The sequence below is a fragment of the Vibrio sp. T20 genome (assembly GCF_007858795.1).
Lineage (GTDB): Bacteria > Pseudomonadota > Gammaproteobacteria > Enterobacterales > Vibrionaceae > Vibrio > Vibrio satsumensis.
In genome coordinates this window covers 90669-115947 of the sequence record NZ_VFEB01000121.1, presented here as the reverse complement: position 1 = coordinate 115947, position 25279 = coordinate 90669, and the positions used below count along the sequence as shown (strand labels likewise).

The following is a 25279-nucleotide window of genomic DNA, read 5'->3' as shown; positions in this document are numbered from 1 at the left end:
TCTCTTTACCACCGTACAACACTTTTCAAACTAAATGACCTCAATAATGCCGAACGAATCCGACCTACCTATCCTCTACTCTTTGCGCCGCTGCCCTTATGCAATGCGCGGACGAATGGGCATCGCACTATCACAGCAAAAAGTGTTACTTCGAGAAATCGTTACCAAAGACAAACCTAGCGAACTATTGGCCAGTTCGCCAAAAGGCACTGTTCCTGTATTGGTTTTACCGAATGGACAAATCATTGAACAAAGCATAGAAGTGATGAACTGGGCACTTCAACAAAATGATCCTCAAGATCTTCTACGCTCCAACAATCCAACACTTAGCGAGCAAGTCCAACAGCTGATTAAAACCAACGATGATGACTTTATTGGTCACTTAGAAAAGTACCGTGCGTCTGTTCGTTACCGAAACATCGATGTAGAGCAACGTCGACACGCTTGCGAAGTGTTTATCTCAGAACTAGAAAGTAAACTCGCTCAACACGAGTACCTGTTTGGCGATACACCTAGCCTAGCCGACTTTGCTGTTATGCCGTTTGTTAGCCAGTTCGTACGAGTCGAAAAAAAATGGTTTGTGCAATCTGAATATCAAAACGTAGGACATTGGTTAAGAGCCCACCTAGACAGCAAGCTCTACACCCAAGTTATGAAGCAATACCCTTTGTGGAATGAAACTAAGCAAGATTGTGTTTTTGGGTGACTTAAGGGTATTTGGGGTGCTCTAGGGGAATTCAGGGTTAGATAAAGCGTAAGTATTAAGGTAATTACGTGACACTGTATCTTCTTTGTAATGAACAGATATTCAAAGGCTTAACTGGGTCTCCTCTGTCTCTCTACCGGTAACTACTGTCTCTTAACTAGCCACCACAGTCTAAGCTAAGCCTTTTGTTCATTTTAAATTGATCACTGAATCGCAATCGAAATTTCTACTTCAGTTTCACCTTTGTAAAATTCGAAATCTGTTGTGTAAGTTCGAACATGTGGGCAGTCTGCAGCATTGAAATACGCCCACACTTCACCCCATAGGTCGATCACAGCTTGTGGTAATTGACCCTCAGCAGAAAACGTTAAGTACTTGCCCGCCTCTATTTCGGTTTCTACAAGCGCATCTAAATTCTGATCTGCAAGTGCGTTGGTACACGCGATAACATCAAACTCGCCCGTAAAGTCAGACTGGTAATTGGTGTAGACGCCATACACTTTTGAATCCGGCGTTAATTTCGGAAACGCTTGGTCAAAGAAGCCCTGCCACAATTGGCCTATCTTGGCTGTTGCTGGTTCCATCTCATTGGTATTGGTGGTTCTTACTGAAAAACCATATGCCTTTACGGCTTCAATCATTTGTACTTTCATTTGTTTTTCCTAAGCCAATTGACGCTGTAATTCTGTTAGATCTTAACTAATCTTGTATCTCTTTATGACCACACTTTTCGCAGACAAGATGACGAGAAAACTCATCCATTGACGCGATAAACGGACCGAGGAACCAACCTTTAATCACGCCTGCCCAAAACTCGCTGCGCTTTTGGTTAGGTTTGTCTGCAAATGCACTCGTCTTTCTAACCAACACAACAACGTGTTGTGTGTCTTCTCGGCACGCGGTGCAATAGCATTGCTCTATCGTGTTATTCATTTAACAACCTATGACGTTTTGAATGAAATCTGCTGAAAATGAGGATTATCAACACAGACTTCTAGTGTGGAAAGATCAGTGAGTACGACGAGTTGTTCCGAACCGTGAATACTGACCTTAATACACTCTTCACGGCTGTCATTGCGTTGAGTATCTAACCCGACGCATTCAATCTGCTCGCCAGATTTCAGAGTTAACTTGATTGGGTATCGGTGCATACACACAATCTCAATATAATCGTAATCGTTGCAACTAATCATAATACCCCTCCAATTCATCCACCACGCTAATGCGACACGCCATACTATGCAATATGCATATAATCAATCATTTACCTAAATCACATGATGGTCACCCGTAACCAAACCTGCTTTGAATTCGGGATAATCAAGCTATCTCATTCACGTTTCTTCTACTCACACCTAATTATTCTTTCACTGTTAAATAATAATCGAGAATAGAACAATGAAAACCATGAACTATTTACACGTGTTAGCTTTCTTGGGTTTAGTCGCTTCAATGATAGCCTTTAATGCGAGTGCAGCCTCAGAAGTCGATGCGAGTCACTTCGCCAATGGCAAAACCAAGTATCGACAGCTTTGTCAGGTGTGTCATGGCGACAAAGGTCACGGAAACGGGCCTACTGCCGCTTCGTTACCACACAAGCCCGCTAACATCGCTAATAAACTAAGCGGCTTTTTTACCAGTCCAAGTTCTTTGGCGGATGACATTTTAGAAGGCGATGTAGAACAAGGTATGCCAGCATGGCAAGGCGTTATCACAAAGCAAGATGCTCTGGATATTCTGACGTACGTAGAGCTAATCCAAAAGTAAACGGTGTTCCAATCGCCTTTTGAACAGATATCTCGGTTAATACTCCCCGTTCTATTGCGCTAACTATTTGATTGATTACACTCAATTTAATAGATAGTGAATAATACGGAATGTTATGACCTTTAAACCCCTAGCACTAAGTAGCCTGATACTTGTTTCTACGACGACCCACGCCGTCAGCTTTATCGATGAAATTGATGGCCAACTCGATATGGGAGAATACCTCGCAGAAAATGCCTATGGTTTTCTTCCTGTCCCAATTCTCATTACAGAGCCTGCGGTAGGATATGGTGGCGGCTTCACCGGCATCTTCATGCACGAATCTGACGAACAAAAAAACACGCGTAAACAACTCGCCGAAAAATCCATCGATGGCGGCGCGCAGCTTCTTACCCCTGCAATCACTGCGGTTGGCGGTTTTGCAACAGAGAATGGCACTTGGATGGCGTTTGTTGGTCACAAGCGCAGCTGGAAGGAAGATTCAATACGCTACCTTGGTGGCTTAGGTTATGGCGATATCAACATGACCTTCTATCGACAAAGCTCATCGAATGCTCTGCTTCCACTCGATCCAAACGAAGGTGTTGAGCTAGGACTCAAGGGCATGGGCGGGATACAGAAACTCCAATTTAGAGTACCCGACTCCCAATGGTTACTGGGGTTTTCTCAACAGTTCTTCGCACCAACACTCTCACTTAATAACCACCCTAAAGCACAAGAAATCTTAAACAACATTGGCAACACGTCACCGACCTCTTCCGGTTTGGGTCTAATCGCTGAATACGACAGTAAGAACAGCTTCTTGAATCCGACGCAAGGCTACAACTATGTCGCGGAATACCTTTGGTTTGGTGATGCGATTGGCAGTGACTACACCTACCAAACGTTTAATGTGGAAGGGCTGAACTATTGGGAGTTAAACAAGGAGTGGAACCTAGCATTGCGAGGACAGTACAAATCATTGTCGACCAATGAACGAGTGCTTTCTCCTCAATATTACCCAGACATTGAACTGAGAGGTATCGCCCGTAATCGTTATCAAGGTGAACACACCGTCGCGGCAGAAGTTCAAGTAAGCAAACAATGGACACCACGTTGGTCAACCGCGGTGTTTACGGGAATTGGCTATGCAGGTGACAGCGATAAAGACATGTTTGATCAAAGCTCTCACGCGGCTTACGGCGTCGGTTTCCGTTACCTTATCGCAAGACGCTATGGTCTTATTTCAGGCATTGATATTGCGTTCAGTGAAGAAGATACCGCCCTCTACTTCCAAGTCGGTGCGGGTATCTAATTCATTACGCTGTGCTTACCCGATAAATCAAAGCGATAAACCAAAGCAGTAACGATGAGACAAAGCGCTCCGGTCACAATAATTACTTGAATGCTTTCCAATATTGGTAAAGCCCATTGATATCTGAAGAACACATCAACGACATTGCGCCTTTGATCTGTTCTTCGCTCCACGCCCACCATTTCATTGCTAGCAACTGAGCGATTTCAGTTTCATTGAAACGATAACGGATGTGACGCGCTGGGTTTGAACCAACAATCGAGTATGGTGCGACGTCTTTAGTCACAACCGCTCGACTTGCGATGATGGCTCCATCACCGACCTTAACACCACTCATGATCATGGCTTCTGTGCCAATCCAAACATCGTTACCAATCACGGTATCACCAGAGCGTTCAAAGCCGTCTATCGCACCTTCAAACTTCTCGTCGTCTTGATAGAAGAATGGGAAAGTACTCACCCACTGGTTTTGGTGACCTTGGTTGCCGGCCATCATAAACACGGCGCCAGAGCCAATCGAGCAATAACTGCCAATGATCAGTTTATCGATGTCTGATCTATCCGGTAATAGGTAGCGCGCACAGTCATCAAAGCTGTGGTTATGGTAGTAACCCGAGTAATAGCTGTGCTCGCCCACAATAATGTTTGGGTTGGTCACTTGTTCTTTGAGTGACTTACCAACAAACGGACTTTCAAAATAGTTTTTCATGTTTGTACTCTTAGTTAGGTACTTTTGTTGCGTATTGCGTATTGCGTATTGCGTATTGCGTATTGCGTATTGTAAATGGTTTACCTTAATTTGAAGACCAATACGCCCTATCGACCGCCAGCAATATCAATAAACGAGCCGGTTACATACGAAGCTTCATCAGATAATAACCAAGCGATTGAGTTCGCTACTTCTTCTGGTGTGCCACCTCGTTGTAATGGTAGCTGCGAAGCTAGTCTGTCTACGCGATCTGGCTCTCCGCCGTCTGCATGCATCTCAGTATAAATACAACCTGGCCTTACGCCATTCACTCGGATATTGCGTGAAGCCAATTCAAGCGATAAGCCTTTGGTTAGTGAATCCATCGCACCTTTCGATGCTGCGTAATCCACATACTCAAACGGTGCGCCTGTGCGAGAAGCGGCAGACGATACATTCACAATCGAACCTGCACCATCAGCTTGTTTGATAAAGGCTTTACTGCACAGAAAGCAGCTTGATACGTTGGACTTCATCACCTTTTCAAAGCGATCCAATTCGATGTCAACTAATGGTGACTGGGTAAACAAAATCCCGGCATTATTGACCAAGTGGGTCACTGGGCCTAGCTTGTTACGAGCAATCTCGAATAAGGATTTCACATCCGATTCAACAGACACATCCGCACGCACGCTTATCGCGGTTCCGCCCTGCTCACGAATCTCATTCACTAGGTCTTCAGCTCGCGACTCATTGTGTATGAAGTTAACGCATACGGCATAGCCTTTAGTGGCCAACAATCTAGACGTCGCTGCGCCAATACCTCGGCTTCCGCCGGTTACAATCACTACCTTGCTCAATGAAACCTCCTAATACTTACTTATTCGATGCAACCTGATTATTCGATATAAGCTGATTGCTCGATACTACCTTAACCCACTGCGATCGCCACGCCGGCGCTTCGAATGGGTCTGGCCAAAACTCAGTTTGCTTTTGAATTAAACCATCAACGACCGTGTGAAAGGTGATCACTCGGTCTTTCAATACACTATCTGTAACTGAAACGTCCGTTACTACGGTATCACCTTCACAGACAATCGAATTGAGCGTGAACTCCCAAACACCATTGGCTGGGTATTCAGAGTTGATTGCCGTGAAGTTGGCACGCCCTACCGTCAATTCAGACGACTGGGGCCAATAACCTTCAAAGTCTGCGGCTAGCCATTCACTTGCCTTTGCAAAATCATTACTGCGCATTGCATCCCAAAATCCTAATACCACTTGTTTTGGTGTCATCACTCTTCCTTAAAGTCATTCACGTTTGGTGATTTTTAAGTTTACTGCTTCGTTATGCATACTTGGCTTTCTATGCGTACTTGCTAATGATCGTTAAAAGATCATCGACACTGTTCGCAATGTAATCGGGCTTGGTTTGCCAATTTTCAGGCTCAGATCGGCTATAACCTGCGGCCACGGCAATCACTTTTGCGCTCTTACCCAGTGCAGATTCAATGTTACGAGCAAATTGTGTGTCCGCTTCATGGTCACCGATATACATCAAACAAAGCTCATTAGCTTGTTCTGCTCCAAATATGTTCTCAACACATTTCACACCACCAAACGGGTGTGGTTTTTGGTTGCCATTAGAGACATCGTCATAACCCACTACCGATTTAAACAAATCGCCAATGCCATAACTGTCGAGCACGGCGCGAATGTTCAATTGAGAGTTTTGAGAGCAGATTCCATGAGGAAGATGAGCAAACTGATTGACCACCGTTTCCATGCCGTCAAACAAGGCAACGGCGGTTTGGTTTTTCTCTTGATGCTCCGCCCACATTCCACCAGCAATCAACATTTCGTCATGGGATAAGCCGTAGTAGTCGACATATAAGGCTTGCCAGTTTTTAGCGCCGTGGTTGGCTTCATGATAAAGCGCTTCGCTGAGCAGATATTTAGGTAAGTTATCACCTGACAAGTGTGGTGCGACCAAAGAGATAATGTCTTTTGTGATTGCAATATTTTTGGGAACAGAATTGACTAAGGTTCCATCGTAATCCCACAGGATGGCATCTAACTTCATACACTATCTCTTTGTTTAAATTGACGATTTGAATTTATCACTCAAAACCCTATTGAGGGAAACCTTATTGTCTTAAATTTCAAAATTTGTCTAATAGGAACAGAGCTAGAGAACAAATCGTTGCTAGAAAACAAAAACCAAACAGCCTTTGCTCACATCACTGCTTTATCAATTGCAATATATGCGTATAATCCCCGCTCCATTGCGCTATCGCCGTTAAAAATAGCGCCATTCAACATTTTTAATGAGTACCCAATGTCGAAACTATTTTTCAAAGGCCGTATCGAAACAAGACAGAACCACGTTCTTGCTGGCTACAACGTAAACCGCGATGTAAAAGCGGGTACTGAAGAATCTCCAATCGCAGTAATGGTTCAAACTGAAGCGCGCAAAGCAGAAGTTGAAGCACTAGCCGCTGAAAATACTATCTTCGTTACCGTTACAGTCGACGCAGACAAAGAAGAGAACACCATCGAGCTTGATACTCTACTAAACAAGCCAAAAACGATGACGTTTGAAAAGACCCCTAACCGTAACGACCCGTGTTCTTGCGGTAGCGGTAAGAAATACAAGAAGTGTTGTGCATAAGGCTTCTTACTCAAACTGCCAATAGCACGATGAGTTAAGCAATACCTAACGGGAAGATCATTGGGGTCTTCCCGTTTTTATTTGTGTAAACCAAACTCAGTCTAGGTTGTCTGGTGTATTCAGATATGTTCCACACTGGGTACATTTGTAATCACCTGTCGCGCCCGAACCTGTTACACCAAAAGATAGAAACTCCGATAAAATTCGTTGGAGTAAGCTCGGTTCTTTATCTTCAGCTTGTGGTGCCTTTTGCACTTGGCTACTGAACATCGTGTACCTATGCAGTGTAAGTTCCTTACAGTTACAGCAGAACGCTCTCGTCTTCTCACTTCCATACATAATATCTATAGCCTTAACTCGAAGCACAAATTCAACATATGGCAAATATGCCATATGTTGAATTAAATCTAAATATTTTCATGAAGTTATGAGCAAATTAAAGCGTTTCAAAGAAAGGTAAGCTCTCACCTGTTAAGTGACGTTTTGGCGGACAAAGTTATTCAATTCACTCACGCTTCTGATGATGTGAACCTCTTTCTCTTTTGCGCGTAATTCTAACCGTAGTCTAAAGTCGTCATTCCAAAATTTCGGGCACAATTTTAGTGTCTTATAACTTTGTATCGTGCCTTTTATCACTGAACTTCCATCAGGCCAGCCTTCAGGTTTAACGAGCAACCCTTTGAGCATTCTCTTGGTAACAAACCAGTAGCTAATTGGATAAGGAAGGTCGATATAAACCAAAGTATCTGCCGCGTCTAAGCGCTTGTTAAACGAGTCTAGCGGGCCAAAGCCATCGATGATCCAGCTGTCGGAACGCAGTATGCTCTCGTGTGCTTGTTCAAACTCAGCACTGTCAACGAACTCACCATTCGCCTTGTAAACGATGGAGTCTAGCTCGTGAAGCTCTAAGCCAGTCGCAGCTGCGAGTGCCTTACTTACGGTAGATTTGCCACTACCAGGCTTACCAAATACCGCTACTTTCTTCATATAACTTCCTTCTTTGAGATAAAACCCATAAGGCAGATACGAAAAACCCACCTCACGGGTGGGTTCGATAAATAAAACGCATCCAAAAACCCACCATTCCTAAGGAATGATGATAATTCGTTGGTTAGATGGCGCTAAATTCAGTTTCATATAACTACTTTTATATATTGTTGTTTAGTTGTCAACACACTGACTAGTAAGCAATATCATCGTCATATTGCACCCATTAATAAGCTTAATGAGTACTTATTGGACTTTGCTATTTCGCTTTCGCCACTGTCGCTTCTGATAGCTTGCTTAGTACACCAGATATTTTCTTAACTACCTCGTCACAGCCATTAATCGCGTGACGCTCTACCAAGTAATTAGGATCGTTGTAAGACAACCATACTTTCTTATTAGAATCCTCTGTGACTAGCACCTTCTGCGGTAAATCTATCGCGACTTCTTGAGCACATTGCATTAATGGTGTGCCTACTTTTGGATTACCGAAAATAATAACCTCGGTTGGTCTAAGTTCGAGATCAACGTTACTCGCGTTTTTCTGATGGTCAATTCTCGCAAACAATGTCAGGCCTTTGCTTTTCGCTATCTCTTCAAAGCGGTCGGCTGTCTCTTTCACTGAATAATTACTTTGGTACTTTATCAAACCGTCAGAAGCGGCGACTGAAAAGGATGCCGAAAGTAAAATAGCGCATAGGGGTAGTAGTTTTTTCATTGTTACCTCTGAGATTTAACCTACTAAAGCTTACATTCATAGCGCCACTTATAGAGGAAGCGACGTAACCAACCTCAGTATAGACATGTTCCCATTCTCAGTTTGCAGAGAGGATCACTTTTCTAATGCGTCTTATTATCGCTATGTGTTCTTATTTTATCTCCGAGCAGCTCTACTTGAGTAATCCCTGCTCCGCAGCCCCTTCAAGTTGCACTTCTAGCTCTTTCCATAGAGCACGACTGCCTTTAAAAATACGCTCGCCATTAAAGGTCATTACCTTATCTTTGGATATGTTGTGCTTCTTCCAGCTGTGACCGCCTCCATGGATGTTATGAAGTAAAGGGGGCACTCTATCAATCGCTTTACCAAATCGAGCTTCTGGTGACTCTCCCGCTTCGAATTCAAGCCATAGTTCTAAATACTCGGTTCTTAAATGGCTAGGTAATGACTTAAGCAAGCGCTCAACGCAGCTTCTCTCTTTGAGTTTGTTTTCTTCGGTCTCACTGGCGTAAATGATCGTGTCGCCTGCGTCGATTTCCCCTAGGTCATGAATCAAAAGCATCTTCATCACTCGCGTAATATCGATTTCTTCGTTGGCATAGTCTTTCAACATAAGCGCGCTTAAACAGACGTGCCAACTGTGCTCAGCCGAATTTTCATATCGATCCAATCCAACCGGTTTTGTTTGTCGATAAACATCCTTTAGCTTTTCGATTTCAGCCATGAATTGAAGAATGCCTTTAATGTCTTCCACGATGGTCTTCCTTGAGTTGAGTTGATGAGTTTAGATAGGTAAATGGTTAGCGCAATCAGCCAGAGTCATTAACCCCATTGAACCGCCATTTTGTAATAAGAGACACCCGATTTTTCGAATTCACTTCCCTCAATCGCCATCCCAAACCTTCGATAAAAACCTAGAGCAGAGGTTCGAGCGTCACACCAAAATCTACCTGTTAGCCATTGGATGCTCAGGGTTTAACTGAAGTAGATCCCATAAGTTACCGTAAAGGTCTTCAAACACAGCAACGGTACCATAGTCTTGCTCTTTAGGCTCTCGGACAAAGTTAATGCCCAAAGACGTCATACGTTCGTAATCACGCCAGAAATCATCGGTGTTTAAGAAGAGGAATACTCGTCCACCAGCTTGGTTACCAATAAAATCGAGTTGTTCTGGCTTGGATGCTCTAGCAAGTAACAAGCTCACACCGCTTGAATTTGGTGGAGCAACGACAACCCAGCGCTTATCTTCTTCCGGTAGGTAGGTGTCTTCGATGAGATCAAACTTAAGCTTGGTAACATAGAAATCGAGGGCTTCGTCGTAGTCTTTTACGACCAGCGCAATATGGACAATATTCTGTTTCATAACATACCTTGTTGGGGTTTTAACTCAGTGGAAACTGTTTCATGTTACTAAGCAATTCGCCCACACATGATAAATTGCGGACCTGCTGCGCCACCTAAATACTGTTCATTAGTATCTTCGAAGCCACCTTTCTTATAACAGTGAAATGCTGCGGGATTTTTGCAATTCACAGTTAAGTAAATCGACTCATACGCTGAGTAGTTCGCTTTTAAATATGGAAACAAAGCTTTGACCGTGCCTGTTCCTAAACCTTTACCTTGCTGGTTTTTATCAAGCACAAAAGCTCTTAACCCAATGCTTCCTTCAGGGCAAAATTCATAGTGATCCGCGTAAGCGATATCCAGCTTAAAGAAACCAACAACTTCGTTATCAAACTTAATCACATGTAAGTGCGTAGTTTCACTGCCGTCTAATAAAAACTCTGCTGCTGTGCCAGCGAACTTGACCTGTTCATCGGCTAATTGGATGGCCTGAACTAACGCCACATGTGACTCTTCAAGCCTTTCGATAGTTATCATTGTTCTTTCCTCTATATAACACGCACAAAAACCGACTAGAGCTCATCGCTAGTATCTCGAGAACCGTAGTTTGGGAAGTTGATATTAAGAACGTTATCGTCCTCAAGTGTGAATAGAACACTTCCATTCTCTGCGCCAGTTTCGTTCCTATCCGAACAACCTAGAAACAGCTCCCAGTCAAACGAATATTGAAGTCGGTATTGATTCGCATTGATATGTAGAACGTCTTTGATTTTAATACCGTTCACCACATGTGCCATATCATCGATGTATGACAGGTCTGGGATTAACTTTTCTTCGAAATCACTTTTATGCTTGGTCAAGAAGTTGAGCAGAACAGAACATAACTCAGAGCCATGAACCAATGGTTTAGACAGACTAGAAAACAACATTTCTAAATACTCCAAGGATTGTTTTGATATTGGAGTGTACTCGAATGTTTACCATTCTACTCTCCTTGTATATACGGGGTCTTTAATTGCTACTTTTTGACAAGCGACTTGGTAAGAAACGATAGCGAGGAATCTACAGGGTAATTTTCTAACACCATCTGACATTCATACCCTCGTTTCTCATAGAAAGGCTTCGCTTGGAAACTTAATGTATCGACCAGTGACAACGTACAGCCTTGAGACTGTGCGTACTCTTCAATACGTTCAAGCAGCTCACTGCCGACTTGCTTTCCTCTCATCGAATCATCGACCCAGAGGAACTTAATCAGTAACCAGTTTCCCCAAAGGTCAGCGATAATGCCACCGACTTTGTTGCCTTCCTCCATCGCGTAGTACGCAGCTTGAGACTTGGGGATCCCTTCCAGAAACGGTGTGTTGTGTTTGATTAATCCACCTCTGACTTCATTAATGTCGTCATCAGAAGGCTCGATATCTAATTTATATTTCATTGACTTCCTATCTTTGGATTAACAGCTTATATCTAACTAATATCTTGGCAGAACCTAAAGAGATAACCGTCTGGGGTTTGAACAATGAATTGCTTCTGAGTCGCGATCGAGTCTCCACATTGATAAGACTTCGACTCTAACGCTAAGTAAATAGAATCAGCGCCGCTTTCGTTTACTCTCTGATAAAGAGGTTCGATGTCGATAACATCCCATTGAAAGTTAACACCACGCCCTAAAGGTAACTCCAGATCACCCGATAGCCATTTTCGACTTTTGCCCGCAATCCCTTCAAGCATCACATCAACACCATCAAGCGTTAGATACACAAACTCCTCATCTGGGCGCTCATATTTCACTTCAAACCCTAACACATCGACAAAGAAGTATTTGCTCACATTAATATCGAAACAATAAAGCTCTGGAACTATTCGTAACGTCATCATTGATCCTTTAGTCATTCAATTAGAGATATGAGAAGAATCTGTTTTACTAAGCTAGCTTCCCAAGGATGGCCGGATCGCTCAACAGATTCGTCAGAGGAAGAAACAATGGCTCAGGTAACTCATTTAACTTAAACCATTTCCATTGCTTGCATTTATCAGGTTCTGTTATCTGCGGTTCGCCGCTAGCGTCAGAAGCAACAACAAACAGCGTTATATAATGCTTGTTCTCTTTCTCAAAAATATCATTGGTGAAAGACAGCTTCTCAAATGTACTAACAACTAAGCCAGTCTCTTCGAGTGTTTCGCGTTTTGCACACTCTTCAATGCTCTCACCCCATTCAAGGTGTCCGCCCGGGGTTGCCCAAGTATGAGCCCCATGAGAACCAATTCGTTCTCCAAGTAGCACTCGTCCTTCACGTAGAATAACCGCAGCGACACCTACTCTTACTTCCTGACTCACTTAAAACTCCTTAATACTCTATCGTTTAATCCCAAGGGAGCACTTTGACTTGCTGCCATCGAGCCTTATAACCAGCGGTCATTTTGTTATAGTTCACTTCTGTCATTGCTCGCTTATTCGGTTTAATCAACATATCAAACGCGTCCTCTACACCGTATGGTGTAAACAACTTGATATCTCCTGAATCATCCAGAGTAAACCCGATAGCAAACGCAGAAAGCCAAGACTCGATACCTTGTTCAACACAATCGTAGGGGTGAATTAAGCAACCGAACTTCTTAGCGTAACGCTCGTGAATGGTCGCTTGGTTCTTTACGTCCACGTCGACACAATGACTTAACCGTGAACGAATGCGGATTTTGAACTCATCTTCAGTAATTACTGAGGCATTATTGAAATAGACTACATCGAAGTCTTTAACTTGCTCTAGAAGCGGTTTGTTTTCGATATCATTCCAGATCATTTGAGTGATAGCGCCGCCTGCAATATAGAAGTTTGGCAAACCCACTCCACGACATACATTGGCTGTTTCAATTAACTCAGGAACTTGTTGAATGAGGTTCTTTAGTTTTTGTTTATTCATCGTGAACTATCAACGTCCAGTAATGGCGCACTTTTACAAGCGTATCGCCACTTCCCATATCGAATGAGATCTTTAGCGTCTCAGTTTCAATATGAAGTGACAGCCCAGTGCTTACTCTCCACTTTCAAAGTGGGCAAATACTTCCGCACCAGTCATATTTTGTGTTTCATTTTTAAATTCGTAGTATTCAGGCTTTTCATCGATGAATATCTGATGTGTTAGCTTGTAGTCATCCTCTGACATCAATAACCCGATAGGAAGGTGGTACTGATTATTTGGTATCAAATAGTAGAACAAATGAGTGCCACATTTGCCGCAGAAGCCTCTTTCCGCCCAATCTGATGACTTATATCTCACTACATTTGACTCACCTGATATTTTAACTGAATCAGCACAATCAATGACTAACATCGGACCGCCAGACCAATTTCTACACATACTACAATGACAAGCCCCTAATTCATTACTGGCGTATTCTACTTCCAACTCAACCGAGCCACATAGACACTTTCCTTTACCTTTCATGAGTCCTCCAATCTTTGCAATGTGTGTAAAATTAATAGCGGATAACGCTTTTTATACCGATGACTTAATAAGAAAGGCTATTTTTTGTTTCCCTTCTCCGACAGATACGCGGCATACTTTTTAGAGATCCATTTATGTATATGAAGCCCTGTTTTACGAACAAGATACCAATCTATAGCAGCTAGAATCACCAGACCGATTACAGTTCCCATTATAAAACCTCCATGCTCATTGAACTGTCACTCTACCAAATTGTTCAAGCCATTGCATAACAATGGCTTATGTCACAGCTAATTTCAGGCGTGTCAAAATTGCTTACTTTAGTTCATCTGGAATGCGGCGTTCTTTGTGATAATACTCTCGGTCGCGTTCGTTGATTTCGCGTACCACACGGCATGGATTACCGACTGCTACTACATTGGCTGGGATGTCTTTAGTGACAATGCTGCCCGCACCTATTACTGAGTTTTCACCGATGGTGACGCCAGGAAGTACAACCGTGTGCGCACCAAGCCATACGTTGTTGCCGATGCGAACAGGAACATTGAACTGCGCGGCTTTTAGCCTGAGTTCCGGGCTGATAGGATGCGTGCCAGTGGCAATGGTCACGTTAGGCGCAATCATCACGTTATCGCCGATGAATACGTCTGTGTCGTCAACAAGAGTGAGGTTGAAGTTCACGTATACGTTGTTGCCTAGGTGCGTGTGACGCCCCCAGTTCGCATGTAACGGTGGTTCTATGTAGCAGCCCTCACCGACTTCGGCGAACAGCTGCTTCATGATTTGTTGGCGTTTGTCACCTTCACTCGGGCGAGTGTGGTTGAAATCGTAAAGCACTTCTAAGCATTGTGTTTGCTCAGCGACCAGATCAACGTCGTCACAATAGTAAACGTCTTGGCTGTGCATTTTAGCCTTTATATCCATGTTTGAACCTATTTGATCATTGCCTTATGTCGGCATAAATAAAGAAACAGATGGATAATTTGAAGTTTTCACTGGCCTTAATACAAGTTGGATGAATTAGTGCGGCCTGATGTTTTCAGCCACACGCCATAGCACACCACTTGGGTCAGTGATACAAAACTCAAGCATTCCCCAAGGCTACTCAACTACCTCGGAAACGGTAACTTCAAATTCCGACACTACATTAGAGTTTTGGATGTGTTGATACCAACTTTTTACGTCTTCGACCAGCAAGTGCATCATGTAATTGTGACAGTGCGCAGGTTCATAAAAATTTTGTATAAGGAATGCACAACTGCCGTGTCGCAGATAGGCGATGTCGTGAAATTCGGACATCACTTCAAAGCCAATTGATTGGTAAAATCGCTTAGATAGTTCGAAGTCTTTAGCGGGCACGAAAGACTTAATTTCTGAGACTTTGAGGTTTTCCATCTTACATCCTTATAGTGTTGATGTTCTGGTGCTGACACGCTTAACGCTTTAAGTGGTTACGGCGTTTATTCAGAGCCTTGCTGAAATGAGTCGACTTCGGCTTGGGTTAAATAACGCCACTGGCCTGCTTCAACATCTAAACGAACATCACCAATCTGTTCACGGTGTAGGCCAACAACTCGATTCCCTACCGCAGCAAACATTCGTTTCACTTGATGAAACTTACCTTCAGTTATGGTCAACAGCACTTCTTTACTGGTAATCACTTCAAGCTCTGCCGGACGCGTCAGATTTTGTTCGCCCTGCAATTTAACGCCCGCTTTGAACTTGTCAGCGACATCGTCTTTGATATCTCGTGACAATGTCACGCGGTATACCTTCTTACATGACTTGGTTGGCAGCGTGATATTGAATGACCATCGCCCATCATCGGTAATCAAAACTAAGCCTGTAGTGTCTGCATCTAAGCGCCCTGCGATGTGCAGTTCTGATGCTTTGTCTATCTCGATGTAGTTGAACAATGAAGGATAAACTTCATCGATATTAGAGCAGATAGTACCCGCAGGCTTGTGCATTAAGAGGTATCGAAATTCTCGCAACTTAAGCGGAGTGCCATTTAACAAGATGGTGTTGCTTTCATGAACCTGAGTCGATTCATCGGTAACCGTCTCGCTGTTTACGTCGACCTCACCATTTTGTATGCGTTCAATCGCTTCAGGCTTAGTTAGGTCAGTGCTTTTACATAGGTATTTATCAAGGCGCATTAATCGTCGGCACCACATTTAGCACAAGGCTTGTACGTTCGTTCACCTTGTTCGATAACCACATAATCACCAACGCACTTGTCACATAAAGCGAGCTTTGGGTAAGCCTCTTTTTGTTTCTTTGCGTTGATGTTGCCTTCGGTGGTATATACGGTTCTCATTTTGACGCCTTTGTTTGAATAACGTGAGAGGCACAAATTGTATCACCATTTACAGGTTCGATTGGAGTGGTGGTGTATAGATAAATGGATTTTAGTCGCCGCAATTCCTCCAAGTTCCCGCCCCGTAATGACTTAACCATGAACAACAAAGTCAACGTGCCATGCCCAACAGTGGTAAAATGGTAAAAGATCACCAACTTATGAAATCGATAATGAAAGATTGTAATCAATGTGGAAAATGCTGTATCAAATACGGAGATGGTGACCTTGCCGCGACTCAAGAAGAGATCGATTTGTGGGAGCTGTTCAACCCCGACATCTTTGAATATGTTCGCGGAAGCGAGATATGGTTTGACCCAGAAACTGGCGAACGTTTAACTCGATGCCCTTTTCTAGAGCTGGTTACGACAAAAGATACCAAGGCTCAAGCCAAGTACACATGTAGCATTTACTTAGATCGACCAGAAGATTGCCGACACTATCCAAGCCTGATTAATGAGATGGTGCGAGATGAATGTGAAATGATTGAAGTGGTGGACTTGCAAGACACGAAGAAAGCTCAAAGGAAACTCGACCTGTTGATGAAAGACAGTCGCCCTTCAAGCTATTCATAAGCGATGAGCTTTTGAAGATCACTCTTCAGCATTAGCTAATAGTAGCTAAAACCTTAGGCCAAATACTGGTTCGCTTCTAACCAATCAAGCGCAACCAGTGCTGCCAATGAGCATACCGCTCTGTCATTACCATCAACAAACTTAAGTTCTTCGATTTCAGCATCCGGAGACAGTTCTCCAGTATAATCAGCAAGGTAGCAAGTCAATTGCACCGATACGCCTTCCGCTTTTCCATCAGCTTGGCCAGTGAACGTCTCAACATATTTGATGGAATCAAGCACTAAATCGACTGAGATCTCTTCTTTGATTTCACGAACCAGTGCTTGTTCATCACTTTCGCCAGCTTCACGTTTACCACCCGGTAGATAGAACAGTTCTTTGCCTTTTGATCTCACCATCAACAACTTGCCATCTTTAATGAATATCCAAGCGAGCTTATCAATTACCTTATTCATGTCGTTAGACCTTATTTCTGTTTTAGTTCTCGTTATTACTGAATCTGGCCACACTATTACTCACGACCAAACAAAGCCTGAGTATGTTACACGCTGGAATGAATATACTCTATTGAATCGAATTGGAAATATCATCGCCAAAACGAAAAATGACAGCGTTTGAGACAATGCTCGTCAACTGTCATTGGCGTTGTTTACGGATTGCTTTCTAGTTGTTCGTAGATAGAATCAATCGACTAACCACTTAAGCGCAGAGTCGTGGTCTTCGAATGACTTAATCTCACCAGACACAAACCAGCTCCCTACTTTTGAAGCGAACTCTTGCCAGCTTTTATCACCATAAATCGCGATTTTGTCTATCTTCGAATTGAGCTCTAATCCCAGTTTGAAATCATCCCAAGCAGCACGTAACTCCCAGCCCGTTAAGGTGGAGATGTCGACCAGCATCTTAAGTTTAGATGAATCGAGTTCTTCTAGCGTAGTACTTAGAATTGGCATCATTGCTTGATAGTCATCGTGTGTGAGTTTGCCTTTCGCTTTAAACACAACGATGGTTTCACCGCTAACACGTTCAATTCCAACTGATATTCCGTGACGTTCGATACTCATAACCTAGCCCTCATAGTGGAAACTAGAGTTAGCTTAGAGGATTAAACAACAAAGAGATGAGAGGTCGGCGTCAAAACAGACAAGCGCTTGATCTGGGCTTAATATCAGAGAATTAATTGTGTTTTTTCAACAGTTCTCTTAGAGATTGAACTTGAATGATGCTCGGATGCTCGGACTTGAGCTCAACTCCTTCCGCGTTCAACCACACCGCTTGCAAACCCGCTTCAAGTGCTGGGTAAATGTCTTTCTCTAAAGTGTCACCTACCATGGTGATATCTTGTGGTGCAACACCGAGTTTGGAAATGATGGCAGGATAGAACCCTGACTCGAACTTAGAAAAGCCAATACTCGCCTTACAAAAGTAACCCAAGATATATTGAGATAGGCCAACGCGCTCAAAGGCACGAATGATGTCCTCTTTACTGGAGTCGCCTGCGTTGGTGGCAACATAAACTTGATGAGTTTTCGACAATTCCGCTAATAATGCACGAGCACCACTCACTTCTTGTACGGTTTCCCAGTCACACATCTTCCCTTGTGCGTCTGGGAAATCAACCATCAGCGTATTGCCCCAGTCGAATAAGACTATTTCTGTTAATTCGATTAGCTTTTTCATCTTGCCTCCTGCATACGATGAGTTACCTAGCGTTTAAGTGATCCTATAAAAATTTCTCGATAAGGATTTCGTCAAAGTACTGATCGCCAATCTTACCGTGTTTCTTAGCCGTTCCGACGATGTCAAAACCTTGCTTAAGATAAACCGCTAAAGCACGCTCGTTGTCTGCTCGTACATAGGCAAACAGCTTTTCATAACCTTTGGCTTCTGCCGCTTTGAATGTGTAATCAAACAACTGTTTTGCAACGCCCTGTCCACGGCTATTAGCATCAACATAAGTACCAATAATACCAACATGGTCAAAGGCCTTAGTGTAAGTAGCGAATGGTTCTACATTCTGAAAACCAAGCAGCTGGCTTGTCGTCTCGTTGACTGCAACGCTAAATACACCACGTTCTGGGAACGACTCAATGAATGCCTTTTCTTCTTTAACAGTAAAAGTCTGATCCAAGATCGTATAACGCGCTTCGATGATGATTGGATTCAATACATCAATAATGCCTTGCGCATCATCTATCGCGACTGCTCTGATTGTTAAGCTCATACTTCTCTACCTTTTTATAACTTGGGGCAGATTCTATCTCTACATGCCATCCCTTTAATAGGACAGAATGTTGTCGAAAGCAATATCGAAGTAGAGTTCGGAGCTATTTTGTTCAACATAGCCTAAATGTGGCGTCGCAGTGACATTTGGTAAGGATAATAGTGGTTCGGCGTCTAGCTATCTTGCTTTAGTCAAAGATAGCCAAAGTGCCATGTCTCGAGATTCAATATGACACTCACGGTGACTTCACTATTGATAAACCACTTTGAAGCGCTCAAGTACGAGTAACATGTCTTCAGTTGGCACAATTTTGAGCTCTTCACATTCACGTGAGAAGAAGTTCCAGTGCGCATCTCTCCACCATTCTAGTGTTTTATCACCCTCGCCTTCTGCGGCAGCAAACTCAGCGGTCACTTCGTTGTATTTGCACAGCGACACCGAGGTTACCTCGACAAGGCAAACTGGTTTGCCATTCCAATCAGTGACGACTTGCAAATGTCCCACGACAGGCATAACTTCTCCTTCATGGCTGTACCAATATTCAAGGCTGCAAGACGCCTGTTTTTCACCTTTGAGAATTAACTGGGCACATAGGTTGGCATTGTATTCGTCAGCACAGTAATAGTCGGAACTAAAAGAGGTGTATTGCGAAGCAATGTCCGCTGGTAATGTGTTGAGGTAGCTATCGAGGTAAGCTTTGCTTCTTTCTTCCATGATGTGTCCATTTTCAATATTCGTTTCAGCCAGAAGCGCTACATATTGAGCACCTGACTGCATTGCGCGTAACCTATCAAGGAGTGTAAACGGTGTAAACCAAGTAACGATTAAAGTGTGTGCTAAGAGTGTAGATTTAATGCAGGATTGTTAGATCAAAAAAAGAGCTAAAAACACCTTCAGGCAGTGCTTTTAACTCTTTGTATTTTATTGTGGATTAACCAATTAACGGTTTAAGAAGTCGACCGCTTTGTCTGGGAAATCGGTAAACACCCCGTCGACTTTCACTTGGTTATAAAACACATCCAACATGCCATCGAAGTTATCGACATAACCTGGAATTCGGCCTGGATCAGCGCGGAATGTGTATGGGTGAACATCTAAGCCTGCATCTTTGGCAGATTTCATTAATGGTTTAATGATGATGTTCTCTTTGGTCGATGTATCGTCCACCAACATTGGCTTCCAAGGGCCTATTCCTTCTGCATAAGTCGCAACTTTTTCCATACCACCCGCTTCAAACATCCAGTCATAACTGTATGGCGTTGCTTTATCGCCCTTGTAAGTCATGGTTTCGTTCCAGTCTGTATAGGCCATCAACTGAACGAGCTTAAGATCCATCTCCATCGCCGGCATGAGTTCATCATTTATGCGCTGAAGTTCATTAGCATCGAAACACTGTAAATACACTTTGTCATCTTTCGATAGGTAACCATATTGCTGTAATGTGGCTAGTACCGCTTTAGATATGTCTTTGCCTTCATGGCGATGGAACCAAGGTGCTTTAATTTCAGGATAGATACCTACGTCATAACCTAAGGTCTTATTTAACCCTTGGATCAGTTCGATTTCTTCTGCAAAGGTAGCGACACGGAAATCAGACTGCCACATTGGGAAGCGCGTTGGGTACCCTGCCACTCTGTTACCTTGTTCATCTAGGTTAAAGCCTTCGGTCACTTTCAGAGATTTGATCTCTGCAAGCGTAAAATCAATTGCGTAGAAGCGACCGTCTGCACGAGCGCGTGTTGGAAAGCGGTCAGCGACATCTGTTACTCGATCTAGATAGTGATCATGTAACACCACCAATTGGTCGTCTTTGGTCATCACGACATCTTGTTCGATGTAATCGGGTTTCATCGCATAAGCCAGCGCTTTGGCGGGTAATGTGTGTTCAGGTAAATAACCAGAAGCACCGCGATGAGCAATCACTAAAGGCTCAGCGAACGCTTGTGCAGATAAGCTTAGTGCTAATAAGGTCAGAGACAGTGACGTTGTTTTCATTATTGTTTCCCTTGATAAAGCAGAAGCAGGATAGACCTGCCTCTGTTGTTATTTATAGATGTAATTCAGTAAACACACTACTGAGCTAGCGCTTCTTTCTCTCGTTCGAGATCTTTTTGTTTATGGTGCGCACGCTCACCTAAGAAGGCATAAAGCAGACAGATTATTGAAGCCACACAAGCGCCGACCAAAATAATGAAACCACCATCCCAGCCGTAATGGTCAACCATAAAGCCAAGTATTGCGTTGGCAGCAACCGCGCCACCTAAGTAACCAAATAGACCTGTTAGGCCAGCCGCTGTACCCGCCGCTTTCTTAGGCGCAAGTTCCAGTGCATACAAACCGATCAGCATTACAGGGCCATAAATAAGGAAGCCAATTGCAATCAGTGCCAACATATCAACCGTTGGGTTACCCGCTGGGTTCAACCAGTACACCAACACTGCGACAGTCACGAGAACCATGAACAGGATCCCTGCTGGTGCGCGTCGGCCCTTAAACAACTTATCTGAGATCCAACCACACAATAGCGTGCCCGGAATACCTGCCCACTCGTATAAGAAGTAAGCCCAAGATGATTTATCTACAGAGAAGTCTTTCGCTTCTTTTAGATAAACAGGAGCCCAATCAAGTACACCATAACGAATCAGGTAAACGAACGCGTTTGCGATAGCGATTGACCACAACAGCTTGTTATTAAAGACATACTTAAAGAAGATCTCTTTTGCTGTCATCTCAGTTTCGTGAGACTTGTCGTAATCATCTGGGTAGTCATTTTTGTGCTCTTCAATTGGAGGTAGACCACAAGACTGAGGCGTATCTCTCACTGTGAACCAAACAAAAATAGCAACGAGAGTGGCAAAAAATGCAGGAACATAAAAAGCGGTTCGCCAATCGTCATTGAAAGCCCATAGACCCAACAGGAACATTGGACCAATTAATCCACCACCCACGTTGTGAGCAACGTTCCATACTGACACTATCTCGCCACGCTCTTTACGTGACCACCAGTGCACCATGGTTCGTCCACAAGCCGGCCAGCCCATACCTTGGAACCAACCATTCAAGAACAACAGAATAAACATCGCAGTAATGCTGCCTGTAGCCCATGGCATAAAGCCAAAGCAGAACATCACTAGCGCCGACATTAACAAGCCACCGCTGAGGAAATAACGAGGGTTAGAACGGTCAGAAACACTGCCCATTAAGAACTTAGATAAGCCGTAAGCGATAGAAACCGCCGCTAATGCAACCCCTAGTTCTCCGCGGCTAAAACCTTGTTCAATGAGATAAGGCATCGCCAAACTAAAGTTTTTTCGGACTAAGTAGTACCCCGCATAGCCAACGAAGATGCCGAGAAACAGCTGCCATCGTAGTCGTGTGTAGGTGCTATCGATCTTATCTGATGACAAGCGATCGATATGCGCCATAGGTTTGAATATTCCAAACATAGGAACCTCATAATTATTGGGCGAAGGAAGAATTAAAATGCTCGAACGAAAAAATTTAGCGCTCATTCGAAATCAAGGGAATTGTATGTGCTTCAGGATTAATTTCTGTGATAGAGGTAGTCATTAACAAAAAATAACTTTAAATACAGCATATTAGTTTCATTTAATTAGACTACGCTTCATATTTTTGTTTGTATCTGCTTAATTAAACATCAGAACTTTCGAGAGTGAACAAACCAAAAAAGAGCGAGCGAACACAAATCAACCAACAACAAATTTATTATTCCTGCGAATGCATAGTGAATACCGAAAATTTTGGTTAAATCTGTGGAGTTAAAAGGGTGATTTGGGCTATTGGTTAAAGAAATTCACCAAAATCAACGCAAACAAAAAGGGTCTAGATTTCTCTAGACCCTTTTAGGTAATAACACTTGGTGACTTAATGTTGACTGATTAGACAAACATTAGCTAATTACATGAAGTATTAACTAGCCACACGAAGTGATTATGCGTCGATGTAAAAAGCTTCTACAGTGCCTTTTAGAGTAATAAGCATTGGCTGACCAAAACGATCTAGCGCTTTTGGAGAAGGGATCTTAACCCAACCTTCGCTGATGCAGTATTCTTCAACATCAGTACGCTCTTTACCATTTAGACGAATGCCGATTGGGTATTCGAAACACTCAGCAACGTGGTGTGGGCTGCGTGGGTTACCTGCAAGATGATCTGGTAAAGCTGGTCTTGAATTAGTATCGCTCATGTTCATTACCTGTATGTACGTAAATAAAAAAAGTGCGTCATTCTAGTCAATATAGGCTTTGTGCTCAACAACTGCTGCAATAAATCGTATTGATAGGTCTAATCAACAGCTAGTTGTTTGATTTAAAGGCGATATCGGCATGAGTTTCAACGAAAATTTAACAGTTTTATGCGTTATGGATGAAAGGGAGAGCTTCATTACTCGAACGGCAGATAACCTAATATCAGGCTTTTATTCCGAGCTTATCGATTAAGCTCAATACTCATCACTTTATGGTTAGGTTCTGATTCGATATCGACGACTGACCAACCTAGCCTTGGTTTATATCAGTGCAGATAAAGCTACTCTTCTTCTTCGTAACTGTCTGCTGGGTCTTCATTGATTTCTTCGCCACAGCCTAAGCACTCCGCTTGCAAATCCGTTGGCATGACAATAATCAAACCACAATGCGGGCAAAGATCACCTTGTTGAAACATCCTGTATTCCTTCTACTTCATGGCTATTGCTTAGGATACTTTTGCTTACTCGCTTCTAACCAATCATGAATAACTTGGCGAGCGGACTCCGATGGCGGAGCATTTCGCTTTCCGCAGATTTGATCAATTTCAAACGGAAATACTTTGCTCGGAACGCGGCGTAAACCTATGGTTAAACGCTGAGGTTTAAGCATGCGGAACACCACATAACGATCGCTCATGATTCGGTTGTGATACACGCCAATACAGTGCTTCTGCTCTATGCCTTCGTGTTCAAGGTCGTAATAATCCGTGAGCGGGTGAATGTTGCCATTACCGAGTAAAGGAACTGGATAAGGGATGTCTTTATCCATTGGGCGATTCCCCTCCAAACGACGTAATTGTCGTTGCTCCGTCCAGCGATCATGGAGTTGTTCAAACATAGCAAAAGAGTTCTGACTGGTAATGGCTCGCAGTGGGTCATCCATTTCCAAATCTTGCCCTAGCAATATCGCATCTTGGAACATCGCCATCTTCGACGGTGCATTAAGTCTGCCCTCTTCCACCATTGCAATTCCTAATCGACTGCCGGTTAGAAATGGATGAACTTGGTCCAAACGCAGGGCTGTGTATCCAACTTTTGAGTAATGCTTAAATTTAAGAACTCGTCTTTGCAACGGTTCGAGAATACGAACAATGTGGTCAAGCTCATCACCAACATTGTAATGCAATTCTAGCTTGTCGATGAATTTGAGTGTCGCTTTGCTGCTGTCTAAGCCCAACTTGGCAAGGATCTTCTTCTGCCCTAAGCGACTTAGTGCCAATGCTTTCTTGTTGTCGACGCTGTATTTCATGCAGATAAGCGCCAAAATAACAGGCCTTAGTTCAAGTAGCTGTGCAGCTTCGTAAGTGTTCGCAGCTAACCACAACATTTGGTATTGATATTCAGGAAAGTCATCGGTGATTTCACGATAACGAGCAGGCAACGAATCTAGCCAACGACCATTCACATCAAACTGCTCAACGAGGTTTAGGCTAAGTCCAATCCCCCCATCAAGCGGTCGTCTACCATCTTCGAACACATGAAAGCCGACGAGCTTTTGAGACCAATCTAGGATCTCAATATCGTAGTCAAAACCTAATGTTCGAGTGGGAATGGTTAGTAGTGCTGTCATTGATGCCTCTTCGTTATTGGCGCATTGAACTATCAAGCCTATCTAAAAGCATAAGCTAACGCTTCAACAACTATATCAACCTTTTGTAAATTTCTTATCAATCAAAGCGATATAAATACGATGGTCCTTAGAAGAACATTGAATGATGATTTTACGCAATATGAGATCTCTTCGATATCATTTGTGTTAACACAAACTATGCTTGTTACATAACTCACAACAAGAGGCTTTAATTATGGATTACCGACATATTCTGGTCGCACTTGAATTGTCTGACGACACCAAGATTCTCATTGATAGAGCGACCTTCTTCGCTGATAAACTGGAGGCTGGCATTTCATTTGTTTATATCGATGGAACGCATGGGGAGATTTATCCTGAACTCGTTGATATTCAAGGAAATGACGGTGATTTACCCATCAATGAAGATGCCGTTAAGCATTTGAAAGAGTTTGAGGCCTACGCCAAACACCCAATCAAACACATTTTCGTGGGTACCGGCGATTTGAACGATAAGCTCAAAAATGTCATCGAAGTAAACGGCATCGACCTATTGCTATGTGGTCATCACCATGATTTCTGGCATAAGCTCATATCCCATTCTAAACAAATCATCGATACGTCTCCTATCGATATTCTCGTTGTTCCTATGGAATAGCTG

General features: G+C 43.2%; 38 protein-coding genes and 5 pseudogenes. 6 read left to right on the top strand and 37 right to left on the bottom strand.

The genetic code is table 11. From position 1 onward, the window contains the following. The first annotated feature begins 115 nt into the window (after positions 1–115). Positions 116–706 (top strand): glutathione S-transferase, encoded by a 591-nt coding sequence (locus FTW16_RS14145; RefSeq protein ID WP_261383460.1) that lies wholly within the window; start codon positions 116–118, stop codon positions 704–706. Between the two features lie 203 nt (positions 707–909). On the opposite strand, the gene FTW16_RS14140 is transcribed toward FTW16_RS14145, so the two are convergent. Genes FTW16_RS14140 through FTW16_RS14130 form a run of 3 tightly spaced genes read right to left on the bottom strand, consistent with a single transcriptional unit; the run spans position 910 to position 1899 of the window. After that, positions 910–1359, bottom strand: a complete 450-nt coding sequence (locus FTW16_RS14140) for a GyrI-like domain-containing protein (RefSeq protein WP_146491522.1) — start codon at positions 1357–1359, stop codon at positions 910–912. 46 nt (positions 1360–1405) lie between these two features. After that, positions 1406–1639: a hypothetical protein gene (locus tag FTW16_RS14135; RefSeq protein WP_136980905.1), complete on the bottom strand. Its 234-nt coding sequence runs from the start codon at positions 1637–1639 to the stop codon at positions 1406–1408. An 8-nt stretch (positions 1640–1647) separates the two neighbouring features. Then, on the bottom strand, positions 1648–1899 hold the full coding sequence (locus FTW16_RS14130; protein ID WP_146491521.1) for a Rho-binding antiterminator: 252 nt from the start codon (positions 1897–1899) through the stop codon (positions 1648–1650). A gap of 205 nt (positions 1900–2104) precedes the next feature. Between FTW16_RS14130 and FTW16_RS14125 the strand changes: the two genes are divergently transcribed. Further along, positions 2105–2473: a c-type cytochrome gene (locus FTW16_RS14125; RefSeq protein ID WP_146491520.1), complete on the top strand. Its 369-nt coding sequence runs from the start codon at positions 2105–2107 to the stop codon at positions 2471–2473. 115 nt (positions 2474–2588) lie between these two features. Then, positions 2589–3767 carry a BamA/TamA family outer membrane protein gene (locus FTW16_RS14120; RefSeq protein WP_146491519.1) on the top strand — a complete coding sequence of 393 codons (1179 nt, stop codon included), beginning with the start codon at positions 2589–2591 and terminating at the stop codon, positions 3765–3767. A gap of 82 nt (positions 3768–3849) precedes the next feature. Here FTW16_RS14120 and catB read toward each other — a convergent pair whose 3' ends face one another. From catB to FTW16_RS14100, 4 genes are all read right to left on the bottom strand, one after another. Further along, positions 3850–4476, bottom strand: a complete 627-nt coding sequence (catB, locus tag FTW16_RS14115) for a type B chloramphenicol O-acetyltransferase (protein WP_146491518.1) — start codon at positions 4474–4476, stop codon at positions 3850–3852. A 107-nt stretch (positions 4477–4583) separates the two neighbouring features. Further along, positions 4584–5315: a glucose 1-dehydrogenase gene (locus tag FTW16_RS14110; protein WP_146491517.1), complete on the bottom strand. Its 732-nt coding sequence runs from the start codon at positions 5313–5315 to the stop codon at positions 4584–4586. A 16-nt stretch (positions 5316–5331) separates the two neighbouring features. Next, positions 5332–5751, bottom strand: coding sequence for a nuclear transport factor 2 family protein (locus tag FTW16_RS14105; RefSeq protein ID WP_146491516.1), 420 nt, complete (start codon positions 5749–5751; stop codon positions 5332–5334). A 70-nt stretch (positions 5752–5821) separates the two neighbouring features. After that, positions 5822–6538: an HAD family hydrolase gene (locus tag FTW16_RS14100; protein ID WP_146491515.1), complete on the bottom strand. Its 717-nt coding sequence runs from the start codon at positions 6536–6538 to the stop codon at positions 5822–5824. 255 nt (positions 6539–6793) lie between these two features. On the opposite strand from FTW16_RS14100, the gene FTW16_RS14095 reads away from it, so the two are divergent. After that, positions 6794–7126 carry a PBPRA1643 family SWIM/SEC-C metal-binding motif protein gene (locus FTW16_RS14095; RefSeq protein ID WP_017068336.1) on the top strand — a complete coding sequence of 111 codons (333 nt, stop codon included), beginning with the start codon at positions 6794–6796 and terminating at the stop codon, positions 7124–7126. 96 nt (positions 7127–7222) lie between these two features. Here the strand turns inward: FTW16_RS14095 and FTW16_RS24535 are convergent, their stop codons facing one another. The 18 genes and pseudogenes from FTW16_RS24535 to FTW16_RS24530 form a co-directional block, all read right to left on the bottom strand. Next, positions 7223–7465, bottom strand: coding sequence for a hypothetical protein (locus FTW16_RS24535; RefSeq protein WP_029235167.1), 243 nt, complete (start codon positions 7463–7465; stop codon positions 7223–7225). Between the two features lie 132 nt (positions 7466–7597). Next, positions 7598–8113 (bottom strand): adenylate kinase, encoded by a 516-nt coding sequence (locus FTW16_RS14090; RefSeq protein ID WP_146491514.1) that lies wholly within the window; start codon positions 8111–8113, stop codon positions 7598–7600. Positions 8114–8372: 259 nt separating this feature from the next. Beyond that, positions 8373–8831, bottom strand: coding sequence for a DUF302 domain-containing protein (locus FTW16_RS14085; RefSeq protein WP_146491513.1), 459 nt, complete (start codon positions 8829–8831; stop codon positions 8373–8375). A gap of 172 nt (positions 8832–9003) precedes the next feature. Next, complete coding sequence (locus FTW16_RS14080; RefSeq protein WP_146491512.1) at positions 9004–9585, bottom strand: HD domain-containing protein; 582 nt, start codon at positions 9583–9585, stop codon at positions 9004–9006. A 68-nt stretch (positions 9586–9653) separates the two neighbouring features. Continuing rightward, positions 9654–9776 (bottom strand): annotated as a pseudogene (locus FTW16_RS24945) (GNAT family N-acetyltransferase); the annotation flags it as partial. A gap of 1 nt (position 9777) precedes the next feature. Next, positions 9778–10194, bottom strand: a complete 417-nt coding sequence (locus tag FTW16_RS14070; RefSeq protein ID WP_146491511.1) for a VOC family protein — start codon at positions 10192–10194, stop codon at positions 9778–9780. 47 nt (positions 10195–10241) lie between these two features. Further along, a complete protein-coding gene (locus FTW16_RS14065) occupies positions 10242–10712 on the bottom strand; it encodes a GNAT family N-acetyltransferase (RefSeq protein ID WP_146491510.1) in 471 nt (156 codons plus the stop codon). A gap of 35 nt (positions 10713–10747) precedes the next feature. Continuing rightward, positions 10748–11104, bottom strand: coding sequence for a hypothetical protein (locus FTW16_RS14060; protein ID WP_146491509.1), 357 nt, complete (start codon positions 11102–11104; stop codon positions 10748–10750). Between the two features lie 89 nt (positions 11105–11193). Further along, complete coding sequence (locus tag FTW16_RS14055; protein WP_146491508.1) at positions 11194–11613, bottom strand: GNAT family N-acetyltransferase; 420 nt, start codon at positions 11611–11613, stop codon at positions 11194–11196. Between the two features lie 32 nt (positions 11614–11645). Next, positions 11646–12053 (bottom strand): bleomycin resistance protein, encoded by a 408-nt coding sequence (locus tag FTW16_RS14050; protein ID WP_146491507.1) that lies wholly within the window; start codon positions 12051–12053, stop codon positions 11646–11648. Positions 12054–12102: 49 nt separating this feature from the next. Continuing rightward, positions 12103–12516 (bottom strand): nucleotide triphosphate diphosphatase NUDT15, encoded by a 414-nt coding sequence (locus FTW16_RS14045; RefSeq protein WP_146491506.1) that lies wholly within the window; start codon positions 12514–12516, stop codon positions 12103–12105. Positions 12517–12541: 25 nt separating this feature from the next. After that, entirely contained in the window at positions 12542–13099 is a 558-nt protein-coding gene (locus tag FTW16_RS14040) for a nucleotidyltransferase family protein (protein ID WP_146491505.1), read from the bottom strand. Positions 13100–13107: 8 nt separating this feature from the next. Next, positions 13108–13214 (bottom strand): annotated as a pseudogene (locus FTW16_RS24940) (MBL fold metallo-hydrolase); the annotation flags it as partial. After that, positions 13211–13624, bottom strand: a complete 414-nt coding sequence (locus FTW16_RS14030; protein ID WP_146491504.1) for a GFA family protein — start codon at positions 13622–13624, stop codon at positions 13211–13213. The gene FTW16_RS14030 and the pseudogene FTW16_RS24940, both read right to left, overlap by 4 nt. A 315-nt stretch (positions 13625–13939) precedes the next feature. After that, the gene (locus FTW16_RS14020) at positions 13940–14548 is read right to left on the bottom strand and encodes a sugar O-acetyltransferase (protein ID WP_146491503.1); all 609 of its coding nucleotides are present in this window, start codon (positions 14546–14548) and stop codon (positions 13940–13942) included. Between the two features lie 96 nt (positions 14549–14644). Further along, positions 14645–15019, bottom strand: a pseudogene (locus FTW16_RS14015) (VOC family protein). A 65-nt stretch (positions 15020–15084) separates the two neighbouring features. Further along, a complete protein-coding gene (locus FTW16_RS14010; protein ID WP_146491501.1) occupies positions 15085–15783 on the bottom strand; it encodes a pseudouridine synthase in 699 nt (232 codons plus the stop codon). Beyond that, the gene (locus tag FTW16_RS24530) at positions 15783–15944 is read right to left on the bottom strand and encodes a hypothetical protein (protein WP_017059212.1); all 162 of its coding nucleotides are present in this window, start codon (positions 15942–15944) and stop codon (positions 15783–15785) included. The genes FTW16_RS14010 and FTW16_RS24530 overlap by 1 nt, the downstream gene beginning before the upstream one ends. Before the next feature lie 212 nt (positions 15945–16156). Here FTW16_RS24530 and FTW16_RS14005 point away from each other — a divergent pair, with 212 nt between their 5' ends. Beyond that, a complete protein-coding gene (locus FTW16_RS14005) occupies positions 16157–16558 on the top strand; it encodes a YkgJ family cysteine cluster protein (RefSeq protein WP_146491500.1) in 402 nt (133 codons plus the stop codon). A gap of 53 nt (positions 16559–16611) precedes the next feature. On the opposite strand, the gene FTW16_RS14000 is transcribed toward FTW16_RS14005, so the two are convergent. The 12 genes and pseudogenes from FTW16_RS14000 to FTW16_RS13950 form a co-directional block, all read right to left on the bottom strand. Continuing rightward, on the bottom strand, positions 16612–17013 hold the full coding sequence (locus tag FTW16_RS14000; protein WP_146491499.1) for an NUDIX hydrolase: 402 nt from the start codon (positions 17011–17013) through the stop codon (positions 16612–16614). 228 nt (positions 17014–17241) lie between these two features. Continuing rightward, on the bottom strand, positions 17242–17622 hold the full coding sequence (locus FTW16_RS13995; protein WP_019823466.1) for an STAS/SEC14 domain-containing protein: 381 nt from the start codon (positions 17620–17622) through the stop codon (positions 17242–17244). A 112-nt stretch (positions 17623–17734) separates the two neighbouring features. Further along, on the bottom strand, positions 17735–18238 hold the full coding sequence (locus FTW16_RS13990) for an HAD family hydrolase (protein ID WP_146491498.1): 504 nt from the start codon (positions 18236–18238) through the stop codon (positions 17735–17737). A gap of 43 nt (positions 18239–18281) precedes the next feature. Next, positions 18282–18782 (bottom strand): GNAT family N-acetyltransferase, encoded by a 501-nt coding sequence (locus FTW16_RS13985; RefSeq protein WP_146491497.1) that lies wholly within the window; start codon positions 18780–18782, stop codon positions 18282–18284. A 54-nt stretch (positions 18783–18836) separates the two neighbouring features. Next, a pseudogene (locus tag FTW16_RS24790) lies at positions 18837–18956 on the bottom strand (D-2-hydroxyacid dehydrogenase family protein); the annotation flags it as partial. A gap of 75 nt (positions 18957–19031) precedes the next feature. Further along, positions 19032–19496, bottom strand: coding sequence for an ASCH domain-containing protein (locus FTW16_RS13975; protein WP_146491572.1), 465 nt, complete (start codon positions 19494–19496; stop codon positions 19032–19034). 225 nt (positions 19497–19721) lie between these two features. Further along, the gene (gene glpQ / locus FTW16_RS13970; protein ID WP_146491496.1) at positions 19722–20777 is read right to left on the bottom strand and encodes a glycerophosphodiester phosphodiesterase; all 1056 of its coding nucleotides are present in this window, start codon (positions 20775–20777) and stop codon (positions 19722–19724) included. 77 nt (positions 20778–20854) lie between these two features. Further along, positions 20855–22228, bottom strand: a complete 1374-nt coding sequence (gene glpT, locus FTW16_RS13965; protein ID WP_146491495.1) for a glycerol-3-phosphate transporter — start codon at positions 22226–22228, stop codon at positions 20855–20857. Between the two features lie 505 nt (positions 22229–22733). Next, positions 22734–22988 carry a DUF3297 family protein gene (locus tag FTW16_RS13960; RefSeq protein ID WP_017059204.1) on the bottom strand — a complete coding sequence of 85 codons (255 nt, stop codon included), beginning with the start codon at positions 22986–22988 and terminating at the stop codon, positions 22734–22736. A 242-nt stretch (positions 22989–23230) separates the two neighbouring features. Then, a pseudogene (locus tag FTW16_RS24875) lies at positions 23231–23302 on the bottom strand (GNAT family N-acetyltransferase); the annotation flags it as partial. Positions 23303–23329: 27 nt separating this feature from the next. Further along, positions 23330–23464 (bottom strand): hypothetical protein, encoded by a 135-nt coding sequence (locus FTW16_RS24785; RefSeq protein WP_017107965.1) that lies wholly within the window; start codon positions 23462–23464, stop codon positions 23330–23332. Between the two features lie 23 nt (positions 23465–23487). Next, a complete protein-coding gene (locus FTW16_RS13950) occupies positions 23488–24618 on the bottom strand; it encodes a PcfJ domain-containing protein (protein ID WP_146491494.1) in 1131 nt (376 codons plus the stop codon). Between the two features lie 235 nt (positions 24619–24853). Between FTW16_RS13950 and FTW16_RS13945 the strand changes: the two genes are divergently transcribed. Next, positions 24854–25276, top strand: a complete 423-nt coding sequence (locus FTW16_RS13945) for a universal stress protein (RefSeq protein ID WP_146491493.1) — start codon at positions 24854–24856, stop codon at positions 25274–25276. Positions 25277–25279: the final 3 nt, after the last annotated feature.